Source organism: Actinomycetospora lemnae, from assembly GCF_028737315.1.
GTDB lineage: Bacteria > Actinomycetota > Actinomycetes > Mycobacteriales > Pseudonocardiaceae > Actinomycetospora > Actinomycetospora lemnae.
In genome coordinates this window covers 243,531-265,106 of sequence record NZ_JAQZAO010000004.1, presented here as the reverse complement: position 1 = coordinate 265,106, position 21,576 = coordinate 243,531, and the positions used below count along the sequence as shown (strand labels likewise).

18 protein-coding genes are annotated in these 21,576 nt (G+C 74.8%); 11 read left to right on the top strand and 7 right to left on the bottom strand.

Annotated features, from left to right (window positions below):
• Positions 1-13 precede the first annotated feature (13 nt).
• The 6 genes from PGB27_RS10765 to PGB27_RS10740 all read right to left on the bottom strand — a co-directional run bounded on the left by PGB27_RS10765 (position 14) and on the right by PGB27_RS10740 (position 7,905).
• On the bottom strand, positions 14-1,582 hold the full coding sequence (locus PGB27_RS10765; protein ID WP_274200363.1) for an acyl--CoA ligase family protein: 1,569 nt from the start codon (positions 1,580-1,582) through the stop codon (positions 14-16).
• Positions 1,583-1,604: 22 nt separating this feature from the next.
• Positions 1,605-2,963: an NADP-specific glutamate dehydrogenase gene (gene gdhA, locus PGB27_RS10760; RefSeq protein WP_408630041.1), complete on the bottom strand. Its 1,359-nt coding sequence runs from the start codon at positions 2,961-2,963 to the stop codon at positions 1,605-1,607.
• A gap of 83 nt (positions 2,964-3,046) precedes the next feature.
• A complete protein-coding gene (locus PGB27_RS10755; protein WP_274200362.1) occupies positions 3,047-4,753 on the bottom strand; it encodes a hypothetical protein in 1,707 nt (568 codons plus the stop codon).
• Positions 4,750-6,240, bottom strand: a complete 1,491-nt coding sequence (locus PGB27_RS10750) for a glycosyltransferase (protein WP_274200361.1) — start codon at positions 6,238-6,240, stop codon at positions 4,750-4,752. Before PGB27_RS10750 ends, PGB27_RS10755 begins: the two co-directional genes overlap by 4 nt.
• Entirely contained in the window at positions 6,237-7,019 is a 783-nt protein-coding gene (locus PGB27_RS10745; protein ID WP_274200360.1) for a hypothetical protein, read from the bottom strand. The genes PGB27_RS10750 and PGB27_RS10745 overlap by 4 nt, the downstream gene beginning before the upstream one ends.
• 46 nt (positions 7,020-7,065) lie before the next feature.
• Positions 7,066-7,905, bottom strand: coding sequence for an Fpg/Nei family DNA glycosylase (locus PGB27_RS10740; protein ID WP_274200359.1), 840 nt, complete (start codon positions 7,903-7,905; stop codon positions 7,066-7,068).
• Positions 7,906-7,971: 66 nt separating this feature from the next.
• On the opposite strand from PGB27_RS10740, the gene PGB27_RS10735 reads away from it, so the two are divergent.
• The 3 genes from PGB27_RS10735 (at position 7,972) to PGB27_RS10725 (ending at position 9,532) form a co-directional block, all read left to right on the top strand.
• Positions 7,972-8,403, top strand: a complete 432-nt coding sequence (locus PGB27_RS10735) for a nucleoside deaminase (RefSeq protein ID WP_274200609.1) — start codon at positions 7,972-7,974, stop codon at positions 8,401-8,403.
• Positions 8,404-8,487: 84 nt separating this feature from the next.
• Entirely contained in the window at positions 8,488-8,913 is a 426-nt protein-coding gene (locus PGB27_RS10730) for a DUF6069 family protein (protein WP_274200358.1), read from the top strand.
• 31 nt (positions 8,914-8,944) lie between these two features.
• Complete coding sequence (locus PGB27_RS10725) at positions 8,945-9,532, top strand: dihydrofolate reductase family protein (protein ID WP_274200357.1); 588 nt, start codon at positions 8,945-8,947, stop codon at positions 9,530-9,532.
• Between the two features lie 43 nt (positions 9,533-9,575).
• On the opposite strand, the gene PGB27_RS10720 is transcribed toward PGB27_RS10725, so the two are convergent.
• Positions 9,576-10,259 carry a TetR/AcrR family transcriptional regulator gene (locus tag PGB27_RS10720; protein WP_274200356.1) on the bottom strand — a complete coding sequence of 228 codons (684 nt, stop codon included), beginning with the start codon at positions 10,257-10,259 and terminating at the stop codon, positions 9,576-9,578.
• Positions 10,260-10,331: 72 nt separating this feature from the next.
• Between PGB27_RS10720 and PGB27_RS10715 the strand changes: the two genes are divergently transcribed.
• The 8 genes from PGB27_RS10715 to PGB27_RS10680 all read left to right on the top strand — a co-directional run bounded on the left by PGB27_RS10715 (position 10,332) and on the right by PGB27_RS10680 (position 21,519).
• Entirely contained in the window at positions 10,332-11,834 is a 1,503-nt protein-coding gene (locus PGB27_RS10715) for an acyl-CoA synthetase (RefSeq protein WP_274200355.1), read from the top strand.
• An 11-nt stretch (positions 11,835-11,845) separates the two neighbouring features.
• Positions 11,846-13,099, top strand: a complete 1,254-nt coding sequence (locus PGB27_RS10710; RefSeq protein WP_408630050.1) for an acyl-CoA dehydrogenase family protein — start codon at positions 11,846-11,848, stop codon at positions 13,097-13,099.
• Positions 13,096-13,881: a TIGR03084 family metal-binding protein gene (locus tag PGB27_RS10705; RefSeq protein ID WP_274200353.1), complete on the top strand. Its 786-nt coding sequence runs from the start codon at positions 13,096-13,098 to the stop codon at positions 13,879-13,881. The genes PGB27_RS10710 and PGB27_RS10705 overlap by 4 nt, the downstream gene beginning before the upstream one ends.
• On the top strand, positions 13,878-15,503 hold the full coding sequence (locus PGB27_RS10700) for an acyl-CoA carboxylase subunit beta (protein ID WP_274200352.1): 1,626 nt from the start codon (positions 13,878-13,880) through the stop codon (positions 15,501-15,503). Before PGB27_RS10705 ends, PGB27_RS10700 begins: the two co-directional genes overlap by 4 nt.
• A gap of 82 nt (positions 15,504-15,585) precedes the next feature.
• The gene (locus tag PGB27_RS10695) at positions 15,586-17,625 is read left to right on the top strand and encodes an acetyl/propionyl/methylcrotonyl-CoA carboxylase subunit alpha (RefSeq protein ID WP_274200351.1); all 2,040 of its coding nucleotides are present in this window, start codon (positions 15,586-15,588) and stop codon (positions 17,623-17,625) included.
• The gene (locus tag PGB27_RS10690) at positions 17,622-19,361 is read left to right on the top strand and encodes an acyclic terpene utilization AtuA family protein (protein WP_274200350.1); all 1,740 of its coding nucleotides are present in this window, start codon (positions 17,622-17,624) and stop codon (positions 19,359-19,361) included. Before PGB27_RS10695 ends, PGB27_RS10690 begins: the two co-directional genes overlap by 4 nt.
• Positions 19,361-20,377: a TIGR03617 family F420-dependent LLM class oxidoreductase gene (locus tag PGB27_RS10685; protein WP_274200349.1), complete on the top strand. Its 1,017-nt coding sequence runs from the start codon at positions 19,361-19,363 to the stop codon at positions 20,375-20,377. The genes PGB27_RS10690 and PGB27_RS10685 overlap by 1 nt, the downstream gene beginning before the upstream one ends.
• Positions 20,377-21,519 (top strand): acyl-CoA dehydrogenase family protein, encoded by a 1,143-nt coding sequence (locus tag PGB27_RS10680; protein WP_274200348.1) that lies wholly within the window; start codon positions 20,377-20,379, stop codon positions 21,517-21,519. The genes PGB27_RS10685 and PGB27_RS10680 overlap by 1 nt, the downstream gene beginning before the upstream one ends.
• The last annotated feature ends 57 nt before the right edge of the window (positions 21,520-21,576 follow it).

The window sequence follows — 21,576 nt, the reverse complement described above, 5'->3', positions numbered from 1 at the left end:
CCGTAGGCGTCGATCACTCCTGGTCGCGGAGCACGTTCTTCTGGATCTTCCCGGTCGAGGTCTTCGGCAGCTCGCCGAACACGATCCGCTTCGGCGCCTTGAACCGGGCCAGGTGGACCCGGACGTGCTCGACCAGCTCCTCGGGGTCGACCTCCTGCGAGACCGTCACGTACGCGACCGGCACCTCGCCCCACCGCTCGTCGGGCGCGCCGACGACGGCCGACTCGATCACGGCCGGGTGGCTGTCGAGGACGCGCTCGACCTCGACCGACGCGATGTTCTCCCCGCCGGAGATGATGACGTCCTTGCTCCGGTCGCGGATCTCGACGTAGCCGTCGGGGTGGACGACGCCCAGGTCGCCGGTGCGGAACCAGCCGTCCGCGTCGACCTCCGCGGTGGCCTCGGGGTCGCGGTAGTAGCCGAGCATGACGTCGTTGCCGCGCAGCACGAGCTCGCCGAGCGTCTCGCCGTCGGACGGGACCTCCTGCCAGGTCTGCTCGTCGATCACCCGCAGGCGCTGAGCAACGACGTTCCCGACGCCCTGGCGCGCCTTGAGCCGCGCCTGCTCGCTCGCGTCGAGGTCGTCCCACTCCGGGTGCCAGTCGTTGACGCTGGCGGGCCCGTACGTCTCGGTCAGGCCGTAGAGGTGCGTGATCGACATCCCGAGCTCGTCCATGCGCGCCAGCAGCGTCGGCGACGGCGGGGCGCCGCCGGTCGCGACCGTGACCCGCTCCGGCGCCGGGCCCTCCTTCGCCGCCTCGGCGTGGGCGATCATCGTCAGCACCGTCGGCGCGGCGCAGTAGTGGGTGACGCCCTCGCTGCGGATCAGGCGCCAGATCTCCTCGGCGTCGATCACGCGCAGGCACACGTGCAGCCCGCCCGCGGCGGTGACCGCCCAGGGGAAGCACCAGCCGTCGCAGTGGAACATCGGCAGCGTCCACAGGTAGCGCGACGCCGGCTGCAGGCGCATGTGGAAGGCCATCGCGAGCGCCTGGAGGTTCGCGCCGCGGTGGTGGTACATGACGCCCTTGGGGCGCCCGGTGGTGCCCGACGTGTAGTTGATCGCGAGCAGGCCGCGCTCGTCGGCGACGGGCACGACGCGCTCGGGGGCGTCCGCGACCAGGGACTCGTAGCGCTCGCCCTCCTCGACGAGGTCGATGCCGGTCCGCTCGGCCACCGCGCGGGCGTTCGCGACGAGCTCGCGGGTCGCGATGAGCAGCCGCGCCCCGGAGTGCTCGACGATGTGGACCATCTCGTCGACCGAGAGCCGGGTGTTCAGCGGCACGAGCACCGCGCCGGCGTAGGGCACGCCGTGGTGGCACTCGAGCATGACGTGGCTGTTGGTGGCGAGGGCGGCGACGCGGTCGCCCGGCTCGACGCCCAGCTGGTGCAGCGCGCCCGCCAGCCGCCGCGACCGCGCGCCGAACTCGGCGTAGGTGAAGCGCTGCCCGCCGTCGACGATCGCGTCCCGGGTGGCGAACGCGTGCGCGGACCGGTCGAGGAACGCCGTCGGGGTCAGCTCGGTGAAGCTGAACGGGGCGGGGGTGACCGAGGCCTCGACACTGTGGCCGGCGCTGTGCATGCGCCTGGTCTACCCGATCGACCTACACGACGCCCAGGCTCGTCATCGCCTCCGCGACCCGCAGGAACCCCGCCGCGTTCGCGCCGTTCTCCAGGTCGGTGGGGTCGCCGTGGTAGCGCTCGCCGGCGTCGCGCACCCGGTCGTAGGCGTCGGACATGATCGCCGACAGGCGCGCGTCGACGTCCTCGGCGGTCCACCGCTCGCGGCCCGCGTTCTGCTGCATCTCCAGCGCCGACACCGCGACGCCGCCCGCGTTGGCGGCCTTGCCGGGCCCGAAGCCGACGCCGGCCGCGCGCAGGACCTCGCGCGCCTCCGGACGCACCGGGCCGTTGGCGCCCTCGGCCACCACCCAGCAGCCGTGGTCGACCAGCGCGCGGGCCTCGTCCTCGCCGATCTCGTTCTGCGTGGCGCAGGGCAGCGCGACGTCGCACTCGAGCAGGAACGCCGAGCCCGACCCCGAGGTCGCCCCGGAGCGCTTCTCGGCGTAGTCGGCGACCGAGCCGCCCTGGCCCTTGACCTCGCGCAGCGCGTCGACGTCGACGCCGTCGGGCTCGGACACCGAGCCGCGCGAGTCCGAGCAGCCGACGACGGTGCCGCCCGCGGCGATCACCTTCTCCATCGCGAAGAGCGCGACGTTGCCGCTGCCCGAGACGACGACCCGGGCGCCGTCGAGGTCCTTGCCCTGCTCGGCGAGCATGCGCTGGGTGAAGTAGACGGTGCCGAACCCGGTGGCCTCCGGCCGCAGCGCCGAGCCACCGAGCACCGCCGGCTTGCCGGTGAACGCGCCGGGCTCGTGGTAGCCGATGAGGCGCTGGTACTGCCCGTAGATCCAGCCGATCTCGCGGGACCCGACGCCCATGTCGCCGGCCGGGACGTCCACCGCGGCGCCGACGTGGCACACCAGCTCCGTGGCGAACGACTGGCAGAACCGCATGAGCTCGCCCGTCGAGAGCGTCTTCGGGTCGACGTCCGCCCCGCCCTTGCCCCCGCCGATGTCCTGGCCGGTCAGGGCGTTCTTGAACACCTGCTCGAAACCGAGGAACTTGATCACGTCGAGGTCGACCGACGGCGCGAAGCGCAGCCCGCCCTTGTAGGGCCCGAGCGCGGAGTTGAACTGGACGCGGAACCCGCGGTTGACCCGCACCCGGCCGGCGTCGTCGGTCCACGGGACCCGGAACACGACGACCCGCTCGGGCTCGCAGAGCCGCCCGACGACGTCGGTGTACTCCGGGTGCTCGACGAGCGCCGGCGCGATGCTGCGCAGAACCCCGCGGACGTCGGAGTGGAAGAACTCCTGGTGCGGGTCGCGGCGCAGCACGTCGCGCCACACATCGCGCACCGCCTCCGGCATGTCCGGCTCGGCATCCTGCCCGTGCGCCATCGAGGTCCTCCGGTACGTCGTCGTCCCGTGCGGTGCGGTGCGGTTCTACCCGTGGGTAGAGCGCCGTAGTCGGGTGCCGCCGCTCACGGGCGCCCGATCACCTCCCACAGCGTCCACGTGGGCGAGAACGGGGTGGCCGGGGCCACCGGTCCGAGCGACCGGGCCCACGCCGGTCCCCCGGGCGTGCCGAGGGAGGCCCAGCGCTCCCGGACCGCGTCGACGCCGCCGCCCTCCGAGCGCAGCACCACGCGGATGCCGTGCGACGGCGGATCGGCGAGCGCCGCCGCGAAGCCGTCGTCGGAGGTGATGAGGAACCGCTCGGGGTGCCGGCTCGCCGCGACGACGGCGAAGCCGCTGCCGGCGTCGACGAGCACGCTGGCGGGCGGGAGGTCCATCGCGTCGACGCGCTCGGCGACCTCCCGGTCGGAGGCCCACATGCCCAGGGCGGACTCCGCGCTCGGCGCGCCGACCAGCGGGGCGACGCGGTGGTACTCCTGCGTCGCGTCCACCGGCTCGGCGACCATCGCCCGCGCCGAGGTGGCGATGCCCGCACCGAGCACCGCCACGACGACCAGCGCGCCCGTGGCGGCCCGCAGGACGGCGGACGCCCGGCCCGGCACGGCGTCGCCCGTGCTGCCCTCGCCGCCCTCGCTGCTCTCGCGGGCCAGCAGCAGGCCGAGCAGCACGACCACCAGCGGGATGGCGGTGATCTGGTAGCGCAGGAAGCCGAAGAGGTTCCCGGACAGGTAGGTCGCCCACTCGAACGCCAGCACGGAGCCGAACAGGGCGACGGGCACGGCGAGCCGGGCGAGGGCGCGGCCCCGGGGCGCCCGCCCCAGCGCCCGGGCGAGGACCAGGGCCAGCAGGGGCAGGAGCGCGGGCGCGAGCCACGTCAGCTGACGGGCGGGGACGGCGATCGACACCGCGGCCGCGTCGGCACCCGCGAGCAGGGCCGCGTTGCCGTAGGCGGACGTGAACTGCTCGAACGGCGAGCCCACCACCAGCCAGCTCACGACGGCCCAGAGCACGAACGCGGCCGCCGGCGGCCCGGCCACGAGCCCGACGTCGACGAGGACCGCGTCCCGGCGACGCGCCGGGCGGCGCAGGGTGCCGGTGCGGCGCGCGCTGACCACGGCGACCAGCACGGCGGCGCCCAGGGTGGCCACCAGCGCCTCGTAGCGGGCGAGGTAGCCCAGGGCGAGGTAGAGCCCCGCGGCCACCAGCGCCGTGGTCTCGCCATCGCGCACCCACGCGAGCAGGCGGCGGGCCGCGGCGAGCAGGAACGCGACGAGCAGCGCCTCGGTCATCCCGTTGCCGGCGTAGAGCAGCACCATCGGCGACAGGGCGAACAGCAGCGTCGTGAGCACGCGCGGGAGCGGACGGACCCGCAGGTCGCCCAGGAGCCCCCAGGTCGTGGCCACCGCGGCGGCGCTCGCGACGGCGGACAGCAGCGCCGCGAGCCAGCCCTGGGACACCAGCGCCGGCCACAGCACGCGCAGCGGCGCGAACGGCACCATGAGCAGGGCGGGCAGCGGGGTCCACACGTAGCCGATCGCGGCGAGCTTGGGGTCGCTCGACGACCACACCGACGAGGCCGCGGACACCCGCGCGAGGGCGTCCTCCATGACCCCGTCGTGGACCAGGACGAGCACGGCGCCGGCGGCGACGTAGAGCACGAGGGCGCCGACGAACCACCCGACGGCGGCGGTGGGGCGACGCCGGGGCCGGCGTGTGCGGGGCGCCGGGGGCAGGGCGCCGGGCAGGAACGGGCGGGTCGCGACGTCGGTCACGCCGCCACCTCCTTCTCGGGCGTGACGTCGAGGCCGTGGGTGGTCTTCTCCCAGTACGAGGGCGCGGCGACCAGCTGCACCCCCGCCTTGATCGCGGCGAGCGACATGAGGACCCAGTACAGGGGCGAGACGAGCGCCGCGGCGGCGAGGTGGGGCTTGCCGGCCGCGCGGGCGTTGGCGACGCCGGCGACGATCGCGGCGAGGCCGCCCACCATCCACACCGCGAGCCCCGGGTAGTAGACGAGCGGCGGGAACGCCGCCGCGACGGCCGGGGGGCGGGCGAGGATCCACAGGGCGGTCAGGCCCCAGAACAGCGGGTTGACCATGGCGAGCACGGGCGTCGCGGCGACGAAGAGCACGAGGCCGACGAGGCCGCGGACCCCGATCTCGCGGGTCAGCGCCACGGGGTGCCGCACGTGCACCGCGAAGCTCTGGAGGTAGCCCTTGTACCAGCGGGACCGCTGCTTGACCCAGTTGATGGCGTCGGAGTTGGCCTCCTCCTCGGTGGTGCTGCCGAGCATCGCGACCTCGTAGCCGCAGCGGGCCAGGCGCAGGCCGAGGTCGGCGTCCTCGGTGACGTTCCACGGGTCCCAGCCGCCGACCGCCACGAGGGCCTCGCGCCGGATGTGGTTGGACGTGCCGCCCAGCGGGATGGGCGCGCCGGTGGCCATGAGCCCGGGGAGCAGCCAGCGGAACCACGTGTCGTACTCGACGGTGAACCAGCGGGTCAGCAGGTTCTGCTCGGCGTTGTGGTAGCTCAGCCGGGCCTGGAGGCACGCCACGCGCGGGCCGAGACGCGCGAACGCGACCACCGCGCGGCGCAGCTGCAGCGGCTCCGGCCGGTCCTCCGCGTCGAAGATCGTCACCAGCTGACCGCGCGAGCGCAGCAGGCCGATGTTGCAGGCCTTCGGCTTCGTGCGCGGCTCGCCGGGCGGGACCTCGACGACCGCGATCGGTCCCCGCCGCTCGCCGCCGAGCGCGGCCCGGGCGGCGGCGAGGGTCTCGGTGTCGTCGGCCTCGAGCAGCAGCATGACCTCCAGCCGGTCCGCGGGGTACTCCAGCGCGGTCATCCCCGCGACGACCCGGGCGATGACCTCGGGCTCGCGGTAGGCCGGCACCAGCACCGTGTAGTGCGGCAGCGCCGCGTCCGGGACGGCCCGGGCGTCCTCGTCGCTGACCGTGACCGTCGGGTCGTCGGCCACGGCGCGGCGGATGAGCTCGAGGCGGTGCAGCGTCGTCGCGCAGTGCAGCAGCACGAAGACCCCGACGAAGGTCGCGGCGACCGTCGCCGGCCACACGACGAGGCACACCCCGGCCACGGCCAGCACGGCGAGGGTCACCGCGCGTCCGCGGTGGCGCGCCGGCCGGGGACGGGCGGAGAGCTCGGGGTGGGCGTCGGCGAACCCGTCCGCGGCGAGCGCGAGCTGGTCGGCGGGGCTCGTGTGCCGCGCGACGGCGTAGCGGGCGGCAATGGTCGGGCCGGTCACGCCGCGGCCCTCGCGTCGGCGGCGGGCTCAGCGGCCGGCAGGGGCAGCGTGACCGTGGCGGGCTCACCCTGGGCCACCACGAGGGCGAGGGCCTCGCGGGCGGGGGCCGGCGGCGCGACCCGCCCGGCCGCCGCGCGGCGGCGCGGCACGACGAGCAGCACGACGAGCAGGGCCACGACCAGGGCGGTCACCGCGACCGCCAGGTCCTCCCGCCCCACCCGCGCGGCCATCCGGGACAGGGCGACCTCCCACGGCGCGGGCCACGCGAGGAGCAGCAGGAGCGGGGCGGCGCGCAGCTGCCAGAGCCGTCGGGAGCCGTGCAGGACGGCGATGAGCCCGACGGCGAAGAGCGGCGTCGCGAGGACGAGGGCGGAGCGCTGCGTGGTCCCGCCGGCCGCGAGCCCGGCGGCGACGAGCGTCAGCGCGGCGACGGCCACGAGGGCCGCGACGATGTGGTCGAGCTGGCGGTCGTGGATGTCGGGGCCCGCGGGCCGGCGGCTGAGGCGCTCGCCGCCGACGGCGACCGCTCCGGGCAGGAGCAGCGCGAGCCCGAGGAGGGAGCTGCCGGGCAGCCAGGTCACGAGGAGCAGCACGGCACCCGGGAGTGTCCCGAGGGCGAACGCTGCGGCGAGGGCGAGGTCCACCCGCGAGGCCCGCACGGTGTCCTGGAGGACGGCGAGCGGCGAGGATCGGCGACGGCGATGCCGGGGCGCTGGGTTGTGCACGATCGAAAGAAGCCCGAAGTAGCGCTCGGTGACGCCACTTTCGCGTGAGATCACTCGTTCGGCCTATATGTGACGCGGAGCATGGTCGCTCAGCGTGGCGTCACTCTTGCTCAGCGCTGCACCACCAGGTGGTGCGTCCCCCGATCGTGCCTCGCTCCATCGGGGCGCCGCACCGCGGACACGTCTCGTCCTTGCCGCGGTGGGCGATGACCTCGCCGGTGTGCACGCCGCCCTTCTCGATCGCGCTGCGGGTCGCCCGGCGCAGCTCGCGGCGCAGGGCGTCGAGCTCCTCGGTCGAGAGGTCGCCCGCGGGTCGGGCCGGGCTCAGGCGCGCCTGCCACAGGGTCTGGTCCGCGAGGAGGTTGCCGACGCCCGCGAGCACCGACTGGTCGAGCAGGCGCGCCTTGATCGGGGCGGTGCCCTTGCCGACGCGGGCACGGAAGTCGTCGCGGGAGATCTCGGCGGCGTCGGGTCCGAGGGCGTCGACGTCGGGCTCGAGGTGCACGCGGCCCAGGCGGCGCTTGTCGAACAGCCGCAGCTCGCCGCCGTCGTCGAACGTGATCCGGACCCGGTCCCACTCCGGCTTGTCGGGCCGCTCGCCGGGCTTCTTCGGCATGCCCCCGACGTGCGGGTCCCCGCCGGCGTAGAGGCTGGAGTCCTCGTCACCGGTCGGGCCGGTGACGAAGATGCGCCCGCCCATGCCGAGGTGGATGCCGAGGTGCGGGCCCTCCTCGCCGTCGGCGGTCACGGTGTCGCACCACATGGTCTTGCCGCGCCGGTGCGCCGCGACGAGGCGTCCACCCTTGAGCGCCTGGTCGATCTCGCCGGGGTGGTGGGGGCGGCAGACGTACTCGTCGGAGTCGTCGACGCCCGCGATCACCCGGTCCAGCGCCTTCTCGACGACCTGGCGCGCGTTCTCGACCTCGGGCAGCTCGGGCACCGGGCCATTCTGCGGCGTGGGAGCGTGGGCGGCGTGCCGAGCCCCGCTCCGATCAGTCCCTCCGCCATGCTCGCCGTCGCCCTCGACGAGGCCCGCGCCGGGGCCGCGGCGGGCGGTGTCCCCGTCGGCGCCGCCCTCTTCGGTCCCGACGGCGAGCTGCTGGGGCGCGGCCACAACCGGCGCATCCAGGACGGCGACCCCGCCACCCACGGCGAGACGGCCGCCTTCCGCGCCGCCGGGCGCCGGCCGCACTACCGCGGCACGACGATGGTCACGACGCTCTCGCCGTGCTGGTTCTGCGCGGGGCTCATCCGCCAGTTCCGCATCCCGCGCCTGGTGGTCGGCGAGGCCGAGAACTTCGGGGGCCAGCACGCCTGGCTCGCCGAGCAGGGCGTCGAGGTCACCGTGCTCGACGACCCGGACTGCGCGGCGCTCATGCAGCGCTTCGCCGCCGACCACCCCGAGGCGTGGCTGGAGGACATCGGCGGACCGGAGTGAAGATTTTCCGGGAGGCGTGTCGAAAGCGGTGACGCCCGTTCGACCTGGGGGCGAGAACCGCCCCACCGCCCCTCGGAGGTCACCATGTCCGTCACCAGCGCCCCCGCCACCGGCACCGACGTCACCGTCACCCGCACCTCCTCGCGGGCCCGGACCCGCGGGATCGCCGTCGCCGGCGCCGGCCTCGCGGCCCTCGGCGGCTGGGGGATCGGCGCGCTGCTGGGCGCCGACTACTGGATCACCGACGTCCAGGGCACCGCCCGCGTCGACATCCCGGCCACGGTCGGCTCCACGATCGTCGTCGCCCTGCTCGGCTGGGCGCTGCTGGCCGTGCTCGAGCGGGTTGCCTCGTGGGGCCGGACGGCCTGGACCTTCATCGCCGTCGGCGTGCTGGCCGTCTCGATGACCCCGATCGGCCTGGTCGAGGCCACGGCGTCCACCCGCATCGGGCTGATGATCGCCCACCTCGCCGTCGCCGCCGTCCTCATCCCCGCCTTCACCCGCCGCTGACCCACGCGTCCCGCGACCCGAGGAGAGCACCGTGCGCATCGTCGTCACCCAGTTCACCAGCCTGGACGGCGTCACCCAGGCCCCCGGCGGGGCCGACGAGGACACCGACGGCGGGTTCGCCCACGGCGGCTGGTCCGTGCCCTACTTCGACGAGACCCTGGGCGCCACGTGGGACCGCTCGCTGCGCGATGCCGAGGCCATGCTGTTCGGCCGGCGGACCTGGGAGGCCTCGGCGGCGGTGTGGCCGCACCAGACCGACGACCCGTTCGCCGAGCGGATCAACGGGATCACCAAGTACGTCGCCTCGCGCACGCTCACCGCGGCCGACCTGACGTGGGAGAACTCGCACCTGCTGCCCGCTGAGGACGCCGTCGGCGCCGTGCGTGACCTGCGCGCTCGAGAGGGCGGCGACCTGTTGGTGCAGGGCAGCGCGCCGCTGGCCACCCAGCTCGCCGACGCCGACCTCGTCGACGAGTACCGCCTGATGATCGAGCCGATCCTGCTCGGCGGCGGCAAGGGCGTCTTCCCGACGTCCGGGAACGCGCGCCCGCTCGAGCTCGTGTCGGTCGAGCAGGCGGCGACCGGCGTGGTGGTCGGCACCTACCGCCGGGTGCGCTGACGCGCTCGTGAGCACTCTCGCGGGCTATGGCCTGCGAACGTGCTCACGAGCGCGGAGCGCACACCTCGGCCACGCAGCGGGCGACCGAGCCGGCGGGGTCGGCAGCCGCGGACACGCGCTCCTCGCCGACCCCGAGCCCGCGCAGCAGCGTCCGGCAGAACTCGGCGGCGACGTCCTCGGGGCGCAGCCGCCCGGCCGGGTCGAACCACGTCCACATCCAGTGCAGCGAGCCGAACATCTGCAGGCTGCGCAGCCGGGCGTCGCCGGGCACGAACACCCCGGCCTCGACGCCGTCCTGCAGCACCGCCACGACGAGGTCGCGGTAGGCGTCGCGCTGGGCGCGGGCGGTCTCCATCCCCGGCTCGTCGGTGAGCCGCACGACCTCGCGCTGGAACGCCACCGTGGTCGCCGGCTCGTGGGTGGAGTACCGGACGCCGGCGTGGACGAACGCCGCCACTCGTTCGTCGGGAGCGCCCAGCCGGCCGAGGAACGCGTGCGCCTCGTCGAGGCGGCGGCGCATGTAGCGCTCCTGCACCTCGGCGAGCATGCGGTCCTTGGTGCCGAAGTGGTGGACGATCGTGCCCTTGCTCATGCCCAGCTCGGCGGCGACGTCGCCGAAGTTGGCCCGGTCGTAGCCGCGCTCGGCGACGTGGCGGGTGAAGGTCGTGAGGATCTCGTCGCGCCGCCCGCCGCGGGCGCGACCCGGGGCCACCACCGGCTCCGTCATCGTGCCCCCTTGTGGACTGACCGCACGTACGGGCAGAGTAGCCGAGGTCACGCCGACGTGGGAGGAACAGCCGTGGACGGTGGGATCGCCGACTGGGTCGCCCGGCGCGCGCTGCGCCGGCCCGGGGCCACCGCGCTCGTCGATGTCGCCACCGGCGCCCGCCACACCTACGCCGCGCTCGACGCCCGCGTCTCCGCCCGCGCCGCGGCGCTCGCCGCCCGCGGCGTCGACGTCGGCGACCGCGTCGCCCTGCTCGGCGAGAACTCCGGCGCCTACCTCGAGTGGCTCTTCGGCGCGGCGCGGATCGGCGCGGTGGCCGTGCCGGTCAACCACCGCCTCGCCCCCGCCGAGGTCGCACACGTGCTCGGCGACTCCGGCGCGACGGTGCTCGTGCGCTCGACGACGTTCGCCGCCCTGGCCGAGGGCGCGATCGCCGCACTCGACGGGCCGGCGCCGGCGATCGTGGAGCTGGCCGACGAGCCCGGTGACGGCACCGTCGACGCCTACCCGGCCGCGGGCGACGACCCCTGCGTGATCATGTACACCTCGGGGACCACCGGCGTCCCCAAGGGCGCGGTGCTCACGCACGACAACATGCTCTGGAACGCGGTCAACATGGTCACCGCCGGCCCGGGCATCGGGAGCACCGACGTCACGATCGCCGCGGCCCCGCTGTTCCACATCGGCGCGCTCGGACTCTCCGCGCTCCCCCTGCTCTACGCGGGCGGAACGGTCGTCGTCGTGCCGTCGTTCGACCCGGCGGCGTTCGCCGCGCTCATGGCCGACGAGGGCGTCACGACCCAGTTCCTCGTGCCCGCGATGTGGGCGGCGCTGACCCGGCTGCCGTCGCTGCCGCCCCAGCCGTCGCTGCGGTGGGCGATCTCCGGCGGCGCGCCCTGCCCGGTCACGGTGATCGAGCACTTCACGGCCCGGGGCTGGACGTTCACCGAGGGCTTCGGGATGACCGAGCTCTCGCCCGCCGCGCTCTTCCTCGACGCCGCCGACGTGCTCGCCCACGCGGGCTCGGTGGGCCGGCCGTTCATGCACGTGGACGCGCGGCTGGTGTCCGAGACCGGGGACGAGGTCGGGGTGGGCGAGGTCGGCGAGCTGGTGCTGCGCGGACCGACGGTGTTCGCCGGCTACTGGAACCGCCCGGAGGCGACCGCCGAGGTGCTGCGCGACGGCTGGTTCCACTCCGGTGACCTGGGCGTCCGGGACGCCGAGGGCTTCGTCACGCTGGTCGACCGCAAGAAGGACATGATCATCACGGGCGGGGAGAACGTCTACCCGGTCGAGGTCGAGCAGGTCCTCCACCGCCACCCCGCGATCGCCGACGTCGCCGTCGTCGGGATCGGGGACGCGACGTGGGGCGAGACGGTGCTGGCGGTCGTCGTCGCCGACGGCGAGCTGGACCGCGACGAGGTGATCGCCTGGACGCGCGAGCGCATCGCGCACTTCAAGGCGCCCCGGCGCGTCGAGGTCGTCGACGAGCTGCCGCGCAACGCCACCGGCAAGCTCCTCAAGCGGGTCCTGCGCGAGCGCTTCGCCGGGCACGCCGAGGCGGTCGCCCGGTGACGGCGTCGGGTGTGTCGAGCGAAGGGTCCGTTCGCTCGGCTCCGGGCGGAGCGGGTTCTGGCGACGGGCGCCCTTCGGCCGCTGTATCGAGCGAAGGGGCCCTTCGCTCGACACCGGTCAGCGCCCACGACGCCTGGGCGACCCCGGAGCGCCGGGCGCTGCGCGAGCTCGTCGCCGACTTCACCACCCGCGAGGTCGTGCCCCACCTCGCGCGCTGGGAGGACGAGGGCGCGCTGCCCCGCGCGCTGCACGAGCGCGCCGGGGCGCTCGGCCTGCTCGAGCTGGGGTTCCCCGAGGCCGCGGGCGGGGTCGGCGAGCACCTCGACGCCTGCCTGGTCGCCGAGCAGCTGATCCTCTCCGGCGGGTCGAGCGGGGTCTGCGCGGGCCTGTTCACCCACGGCATCGGCGTCCCGCACATCGCCGCCGCCGGCGACCCCGACCAGATCGCACGCTTCGTGGCCCCGACCCTGGCCGGGCGGATGATCGCCGCGCTCGGCATCACCGAGCCCGGGGCCGGGTCCGACGTCGCAGCGATCACCACGCGCGCCCGGCGCGAGGGGGACGAGTACGTCGTCGACGGCGCCAAGACGTTCATCACCTCGGGCACCCGGGCGGACGTCGTCACCACCGCCGTGCGCACCGGCGGCGCCGGGCACCGCGGCCTCTCCCTGCTGGTGATCGAGACCGACCGCCCCGGGGTGTCGCGCTCGCGGCTGCGCAAGATGGGCTGGCACTGCAGCGACACCGCCGAGCTGCACTTCGACGGTGTGCGCGTGCCGGCGGCGAACCTCGTCGGCGCCGAGGGCACCGGCTTCCGCCAGATCATGGTCAACTTCGCGGCCGAGCGGCTGTCGATGGCCGTCCAGGCCTACGCGACCGCCCAGCGCTGCGTCGACCTGACCATCGACTGGGCGCGCACCCGGCAGACGTTCGGGGCGCCGCTCGCGCAGCGCCAGGTGGTCCGGCACCAGATCGCCGAGATGGCGCGCACGACCACCGTCGCCCGCACCTACGTGCGCGACGTCCTCGCCCGCTGGCAGGCGGGGCACGACGTCGTCACCGAGCTGGCGATGGCCAAGAACACCGCGGTCGCGGCGTGCGACGCCGTCGTCGACCGCGCCGTCCAGCTGCACGGAGGGATGGGCTACATGCACGGCGTGGAGGTCGAGCGCCACTACCGCGACGCGCGGATCCTCGGGATCGGCGGCGGCGCGACCGAGATCATGGACGAGGTCGTGGCGGGGCGGTTGGGGCTGGACGGGTGAGCGCCCCGACCGTGGAGTCGTTGCTGGACGACCTCGACGCCGAACGCGCCGCGGTGATGGCGATCGTGCGCCCGCTCCCGCGCGCGTCCTGGACGCTGCCGACGCGCGCCGAGCCGTGGACGGTCCGCGACCAGGTCGCCCACCTCGGCTGGTTCGACGGCGCGTTCGCCCGGGCGATCTCGACGCCCGAGGACTTCACCGCCGAGCGCGACGCGATCACCGACCTCGACGGCTTCGTCGGGCGCACGCTCTCCGACGTGCCCGAGGTCGGCCCGGCCGCGCTGGCCTACTGGCAGGACGCGGCCCGGGCCTTCGACCGGGCCGCGCGCGCCTGCGACCCGACGGCCCGTCTGCCCTGGTACGGCCCGCCGATGTCGCTGCGGTCGGCGATCACGAGCCGGATCATGGAGACCTGGGCGCACGGCACCGACATCGCCGACGCCGTCGGCGCGCGCCTCGCGCCGACCGACCGCCTGCGCCACGTGGCCGACATCGCCGTCCGCGCCCGCGCGCAGGGCTACCGGGTGCGGGGGATGGACGTCCCCGAGGTGCCCGTCCGCGTCGAGCTCACCGGCCCGTCGGGCGACGTGTGGACGTGGGACGAGGGCCGTGACGACGGGGACGCGGTCGTCGGCGACGCCGAGGAGTTCTGCCTGGTGCTCGTGCGCCGGCGGCACGTCGACGACACGTCGCTGGTGGTCACCGGCGACGCCGCGCGCGAATGGATGGTGCTCGGCCAGGCGTTCGCGGGGACGCCGGGGAAGGACCCGGTGCGGGCATGACGGTCAGCGACATCTCCCCCGCCGCCGTCCTCGGCTCGCGCCTGGACCCCGCGTCGCCGGAGTACGCCGCCGACCGCGCCGCGATGCTCGACGCGCTCGCCGGCGTCGACGAGGTCGCCGCGACGGTGCTGGCCGCGGGCGGCGCGAAGTACGTCGACCGCCACCACGACCGCGGCCGGCTGACCGCCCGCGAGCGCGTCGACCTGCTGCTCGACCCCGACGCCGCGTTCCTCGAGATCGGCGCGCTGGCCGGAGCGCACGAGCCGGACCTGACGACGCCGGGTGCGGGCCTCGTCGTGGGCATCGGCGCCGTCAGCGGCGTCGAGTGCCTGGTCGTGGCCAACGAGCCGACGGTCAAGGGCGGGTCGATCACCCCGATCGGGGTCACCAAGCAGCTGCGGGCCCTCGAGATCGCCGAGCGCAACCGCCTGCCGGTGATCGCACTCGTCGAGTCCGGCGGCGCCGACCTCCCCCGCCAGGCCGACCTCTTCGTCCCCGGCGGGCGCACGTTCCGCGAGATGACCCGGCTCTCGGCCCAGGGCATCCCGACGATCGCGCTGGTCTTCGGCTCCTCGACCGCCGGCGGGGCGTACATGCCGGGGATGAGCGAGTACACGGTGTTCGTCCGCGGCCAGGCGACCGTCTACCTGGGCGGACCGCCGCTGGTGAAGATGGCGATCAACGAGGACGTCGACGACGAGACCCTCGGCGGCGCGGAGATGCACGCCCGCGAGTCCGGGCTCGCCGACCACCTCGCGGCCGACGAGCGCGACGCCCTGCGGATCGGGCGGCGGATCGTCGCCGACCTGGGCTGGCGCAAGGCGGGCCCGGGGCCGTCGCTGCCGGCGGAGCCGCCCCGGTTCGACGCCGAGGAGCTGCTCGCGTGCGCGGCGTCGGACCCGAAGAGGAGCGTCGAGGTCCGCGACGTCCTGGCCCGCGTGCTGGACGGCTCGCGCTTCGACGAGCACAAGCCGCTCTACGGCACGACGCTCGTGTGCGGCTGGGGCTCGATCGGCGGCTTCCCGGTCGGGGTGCTGGCGAACAACGGGATCCTGTTCAGTGAGGAGTCGCAGAAGGGCGCGCAGTTCGTCCAGCTCGCCAACGCGCGGTCGATCCCGCTGCTGTTCGTCCAGAACATCACGGGGTTCATGGTCGGCTCGGCCTACGAGCGCGGCGGGATCATCAAGGACGGCGCGAAGCTGATCAACGCGGTGTCGAACTCCGAGGTCCCGCACCTGACGCTCATGGTCGGTGCGTCCTACGGCGCCGGGAACTACGGCATGTCCGGGCGCGCCTACGACCCGCGCTTCGTCTTCACCTGGCCCAACCACCGCATCGCCGTCATGGGCGGGACGCAGCTGGCCGGGGTCATGTCGATGGTGCAGCGGCGGTCGGCGGAGCGCGCGGGGCGTCCCTACGACGAGGACACTGACCGCGCGACGCGCAAGGCCGTCGAGGACGCCGTCGAGGCGCAGTCGAACGCCGTCTACGCGTCGGGGCGGATGTGGGACGACGGGGTCATCGACCCCCGCGACACCCGCACGGTCCTCGGCCTCGCCCTCTCGGCCGTCCACTCGGCCTCGATCACCGGCGCGACCCGCTTCGCGCCGTTCCGGATGTGAGGAGCGTGCGCGGCGTTGTCAGCGAAGTGCCGTTGCAGACGTTGAGTGTCCGTATCGGTACTTCGATCACGGAGGGACGACGGTGATCAGCACGCTGCTCGTGGCCAACCGCGGGGAGATCGCGCGCCGGGTGATCCGCGCGGCGCGCTCGCTCGGCGTCCGCACGGTGGCGGTGTTCTCCGAGCCCGACGCCGACGCCCCGCACGTCGTCGAGGCCGACCGGGCCGTGGCGCTGCGCGGGTCGACGAGCACCGAGACCTACCTCGACGCCGAGCAGGTCCTCGCCGCCGCCCGCGCGACGGGCGCCGACGCCGTGCACCCCGGCTACGGCTTCCTGTCCGAGAACGCGGCGTTCGCTCGTCGGTGCATCGACGCCGGACTGACGTGGGTCGGCCCGGACCCGGCGTCGATCGAGGCGATGGGCGTCAAGCACACCGCCAAGGCCCTGGCCCGCGAGGCGGGCGTGCCGACGCTGCCGGACGCGCTGCTCGCGACCGACGACCCCGACGACTGGGCTCGCGCGGCCGAGGGCGTCGGGTTCCCGCTGCTGGTCAAGGCCAGTGCCGGCGGCGGGGGCAGCGGGATGCGGGAGGTGCGGTCGCCCGATGCGCTCGCCGACGCCGTCCGCTCCGCCCGTGCCGAGGCCGCGCGCAGCTTCGGCGACGACACCGTCTTCCTCGAGCGCCTGCTGGACGCGCCCCGGCACGTCGAGATCCAGGTGCTCGGCGACGCGCACGGGCACGTCGTGCACCTCGGTGAGCGCGAGTGCTCGATCCAGCGGCGGCACCAGAAGGTCGTCGAGGAAGCGCCGTCGCCCGTCGTGACGCCGGAGCTGCGCGAGCGGATGGGTGCCACGGCCGTCGCGCTGGCGGAGAAGCTCGGGTACGTCGGCGCCGGGACGGTGGAGTTCCTGCTCGAGGATGCGGATCTCCCGGCGTCTGACGCCGGCAGCGTCGACGCCTCCGGCGCGGCAGCTCCGCTGCGCTCCGTGCCGCCCGCCGCCACGCCGACACAGGCGAGCTTCTTCTTCCTCGAGATGAACACGCGGCTGCAGGTCGAGCACCCGGTCACCGAGGAGGTCTACGGCGTCGACCTGGTCGCGCTGCAGCTCGCGATCGCCGACGGCGAGCCCCTGCCGTTCGCCCAGGACGAGCTCGTACCCCGCGGCCACGCCATCGAGGTGCGCCTTTACGCCGAGGACCCGGCCGCCGGCGACCGCCCCAGCCCCGGCACCCTGCACCGCTACCGCCACGACGACGCGCTCCGTTGGGAGGACGCCCTCGGCGCGTCCGGCGAGGTCAGCGCCTTCTACGACCCGATGATCGCCAAGGTCGTCGCCCACGCGCCGACCCGTACGGCGGCCGCCCGCAGGCTCGCCGCCGGCCTCGCGCACGCCGAGATCCACGGCCCGGCCACCAACCGCGACCTGCTCGTCGCCGTCCTGCGCGACCCCGGCTTCCTCGCCGGCGCCACCCGCACCGACTTCCTCGACCGCCACGCCGACCTGCGCACCCCGGCGCCGGCCACCCCACGCGTCGTGCACCTCGCCGCCGCCATCGCCACCACCTCCGCCGCACGTCGAGCCCACGACCCCCTCGCCACCCTCGCCCCACCCGGCTGGCGCACGCTGCGCGGCGCCCCGCGGCCACGCCTCACCTGGGAGGGTCCCGACGGCCCGGTCGACGTCGCCCACCGGTTGACGGCCGACGCCCTCGAGCTCGCCGACCACACCCTCGGCCTGCGCGACCTCACCCCGCACGGCGTGCGCGTCACCCACGACGGCGTGGCCTACCGCTGCCGCGTCGCCCACCACGACGGCACCGCGTACGTCGACGACGGCGAGGGCCACAGCGCCTGGCGGGAGGTGCCGCGCCTGCCGGCCGCGGACGCCGCCGCGGGCGGGGCGGGGCCGGTCAGCGAGGTCCCGGGCACGGTCGTGGAGGTGCTGGTCCGCGAGGGCGAGCACGTCGTCGCCGGCCAGAAGCTCGTCGTCCTCGAGGCCATGAAGATGGAGCACCCGGCGCTCGCGGCCACCGACGGCGTCGTCGAGACCGTGCACGTCGCGGTGGGCCAGTACGTCGAGGCGCACGCCACGCTGGTCACCTTGGGGGCAGCCGAGTGATCGCGATCGCGAACGTCTCGGGCTTCTACGGCGACCGCCTCGCCGCCGCCCGCGAGGTCGTCGACGCGCACCTCGAGGGCCGCGCGCACGTCGACGTCCTCACCGGCGACTGGCTCGCCGAGCTGACGATGGGCCTGCTCGCCAAGCAGCGCGACCGCGGCAAGGGCGGCTGGGCGACGACGTTCGTCCACCAGATGCGCGACGTCCTCGTCGACTGCCTCGACGCCGGCATCCTCGTCGTCGCCAACGCCGGCGGCCTCGACCCGGCGGGCTGCGCGGCCGAGATCGCGGCCATCGACGAGCGCGCGCGGGTCGCGTGGGTCGGCGGGGACGACGTCACCGAGCAGGTGCGCACCCTCCCGCCCGAGCAGGCGGCCCACCTCGAGACCGGCGAGCCCCTCCCCGCCGAGCCGGTCGTCGCCAACGCCTACCTGGGCTGCCGCGGGATCGTCGAGGCGCTGGCGGCCGGGGCGAACGTCGTCGTCACCGGGCGGGTCACCGACGCGGCGGTGGTCGTCGGGCCGGCCGCCTGGCATCACGGCTGGGGTCCCGACGACCTCGACGCCCTCGCCGGCGCCGTCGCCGCCGGGCACGTCATCGAGTGCGGTGCGCAGGCCACCGGCGGCAACTACTCGTTCGCCGGCGAGCTCCCGGGCATCGAGCACGTCGGCATGCCGATCGCGGAGATCGAGGCCGACGGCTCCGCGGTGATCACGAAGGCGGCCGGGACGGGCGGGGCGGTCACCGTCGAGACGGTCACCGCGCAGCTGCTCTACGAGGTCGACGGGCCGCGCTACCTCACCCCGGACGTCGTCGCCCGCCTCGACACCACCGTGCTCACGCCGGAGGGGCCCGACCGCGTCCGCCTCGCCGGCACGGTCGGGGAGCCGCCGCCGGCGACGGTCAAGGTGGGCGCGATCGTGCCCGCGGGCTGGCACAACGAGATGACGTTCGTGCTCACGGGCCTCGACGTCGAGGCCAAGGCCGAGCACGCGCTCGCGGCGCTCTGGGCGGGCGTGCCGGGCGGCCGGAAGGCGTTCGAGCGCGTCGAGACCCGGTTGCTCCGGGCCGACCGACCCGACCCCCAGCGCATGACCGACGCCGTCTCGCTGCTCACCGTGGCCGTCGCCGGGGGCAAGGAGGCCTGCGCGCGGCTCTCGCGGGCGGCCGTGGAGACGGCCCTGAGCGGCTACGCCGGCTTCTTCGCCACCACCCCGCCCGGCCCGGGCAGCGCCGCGAGCGTGTTCTGGCCACTCCTGCTGCCCGCCGCCGACCTGCCCCAGCTCGTCGGCCTCGACGACAGGACGTGGACGGTGGCCCCGCCCACCCCGGCCGCGAGCGAACGGGGAGTTCCGACGCCTAGAAGCAGCGAGATACCCGTTCGCGACGACCCCGGCGCGCCCACCACCCGCGTCCCCCTCGGGCGACTGGTCGGCGCGCGCTCGGGTGACAAGGGCGGCAACGCCACGCTCGGGCTCTGGGCCCGCGACGACGCCGCCTACGCGTGGCTCTCGAGCTGGTGGGGCGACGAGCACGTCGCGTGGCTGCTCGGCGAGGACGCCGCCGGGTGCCCGCGGCGGCTCTGGACGTTCCCGCACCTGCGCGCGGTGGGCGTCACCGTCGTGGGGCTCCTCGGGCGCGGGGTGGCCGACAACCTCGCGCTCGACCCGCAGGCCAAGGGGCTCGGCGAGTTCGTCCGGGCCCGTCACGTGGACATCCCCGAGGAGCTGCTGTGATGAAGGTCGACGCCACCGTCGTCACCGGGGGGCTCACCGCGTTCGCCGACGACGCGGTCACCGCGGAGAAGGCCGGGTACGACGCCGTGTGGGCGTCGGAGACCCAGCACGACCCGGCCGTGATGATCACGCTGGCGGCCACCCGCACCGAGCGCGTCACCCTCGGCACCGCCATCACCGTCGCGTTCGCCCGCACCCCGATGACGACGGCGATGACGGCGAACGACCTCCAGGAGATGACCGGCGGGCGCTACGTCCTGGGCCTCGGGACGCAGATCAAGCCGCACGTCACCAAGCGCTTCTCGATGCCGTGGTCGCGGCCCGCCGACCGCATGCACGAGTACATCCGGGCCGTCCGCGCCATCTGGGACGCGTGGGCGACCGGCGAGCGCCTCGACTTCCGCGGCGAGTTCTACACGCACACGCTGATGACGCCGTTCTTCTCGCCGGGGCCGAACCCGCACGGCAACCCGCCGATCCACCTCGCCGGCGTCGGCCCGCGGATGACGGCGGTGGCGGGCGAGGTCGCCGACGGGTTCATGGCCCACGCCTTCTCCACCGAGCGCTACCTGCACGAGGTGACGTTGCCCGCGCTGCACGAGGGCTTCGCGAGGGCCGGCAAGGACGGGACCGGCTTCGAGTTCTCCGGCACCGCCCTCATCGCGACCGGGAACACCGAGGAGGAGTTCGCCGAGTCGGTGCAGGACGTGCGCCGGCAGGTCGCGTTCTACGGCTCGACGCCCGCGTACCACCCCGTGCTCGAGCTGCACGGCTGGGGGGACCTGGCCCGCGAGCTGAACACGCTCTCCAAGCGCGGCGAGTGGGACGCGATGGGCGAGGCCGTCGACGACGAGGTCCTGCACACCGTCGCGATCGTCGCCGAGCCCGACCAGGTGGGCCCGGCGCTCGAGCGGCGCTTCGGCGGCATCGCGCAGCGCATCCCGCTCTACGCGCCGACCGGCTCGCAGACCGACCGCTGGGGCCCGGCCCTGGCCCACCTGCAGGGAGTCCGCTGATGGTCGCGTTCACCGAGGAGCACCAGGCGTTCCGCAAGACCGTGCGGACGTTCGTCGAGCGGGAGATCGACCCGTACGTCGACGGGTGGGAGCGCGACGGGCGCATGCCCACCCACGAGCTGTTCGGCAAGCTCGGCGAGCTGGGCTTCCTGGGCCTCGAGTACGACCCGGCCTACGGCGGCGGGGGCGCCGACCACCTGTTCTCGGTGGTCCTCGCCGAGGAGATCGGGCGCGCCGACGCCGCCGGGGTGGGCATGGCGATCGCCGTGCAGACCGACATGGCGACGCCGTCGCTGGCCCGCTTCGGCAGCCACGAGCTCAAGGAGCGCTACCTCGCGCCGGCGATCCGCGGCGAGCACGTCACGGCCATCGCCGTCACCGAGCCCGACGCCGGCTCCGACGTCGCCGGGCTGAAGACCCGGGCGGTGCAGGACGGGGACCACTGGGTGATCCACGGGTCCAAGCTCTACATCACCAACGGCGTCCAGGCCGACTGGCTCTGCCTGCTCGCGCGCACCTCCGACGAGGGTGGCGCGCGGGGGATGTCGCAGATCGTCGTGCCGACGGACACGCCCGGGGTGTCGGTGTCGCGGACGCTCGACAAGCTCGGCAACCGCTGCTCGGACACCGCGGAGCTGTCGTTCGACGGGGCGCGGGTGCCGGTCGCGAACACCATCGGGCAGGCCGGCCGCGGGTTCCAGCAGCAGATGGCGCAGTTCCAGAACGAGCGGATGGTGGCCTGCTACGGCCGCGTCGGCGCCTGCGAGCGGGCGCTGGACCGCACCGCGGCCTACCTGCGGGGACGCGAGGCGTTCGGCGGGCCCCTGATCCAGAACCAGTACCTGAGCTACCAGCTCGCCGAGCTCTACGCCCGCGTCGACATGTGCCGGCACTACAACTACGCGTGCGCCGAGGCCTTCATGCGCGGCGAGGACACGTCCCGCTTCGCGACGATCGCCAAGCTCGCGATCGGCCGGCTCTGCGAGGACGTCGCCCGCACCTGCCTGCAGTACCACGGCGGCCTGGGCTACATCGAGGAGACGTGGACCGCGCGCTTCCTGCGCGACATGCGGCTCACGTCGATCGGCGGCGGCGCGGACGAGGTCATGCTCCAGGTCATCGCGAAGATGCACGGCATGTAGGTGCGCTCCGCGCTCGTGAGCAGTAAAGAGAGCTGTAGCCCTTCTTTCTGCTCACCT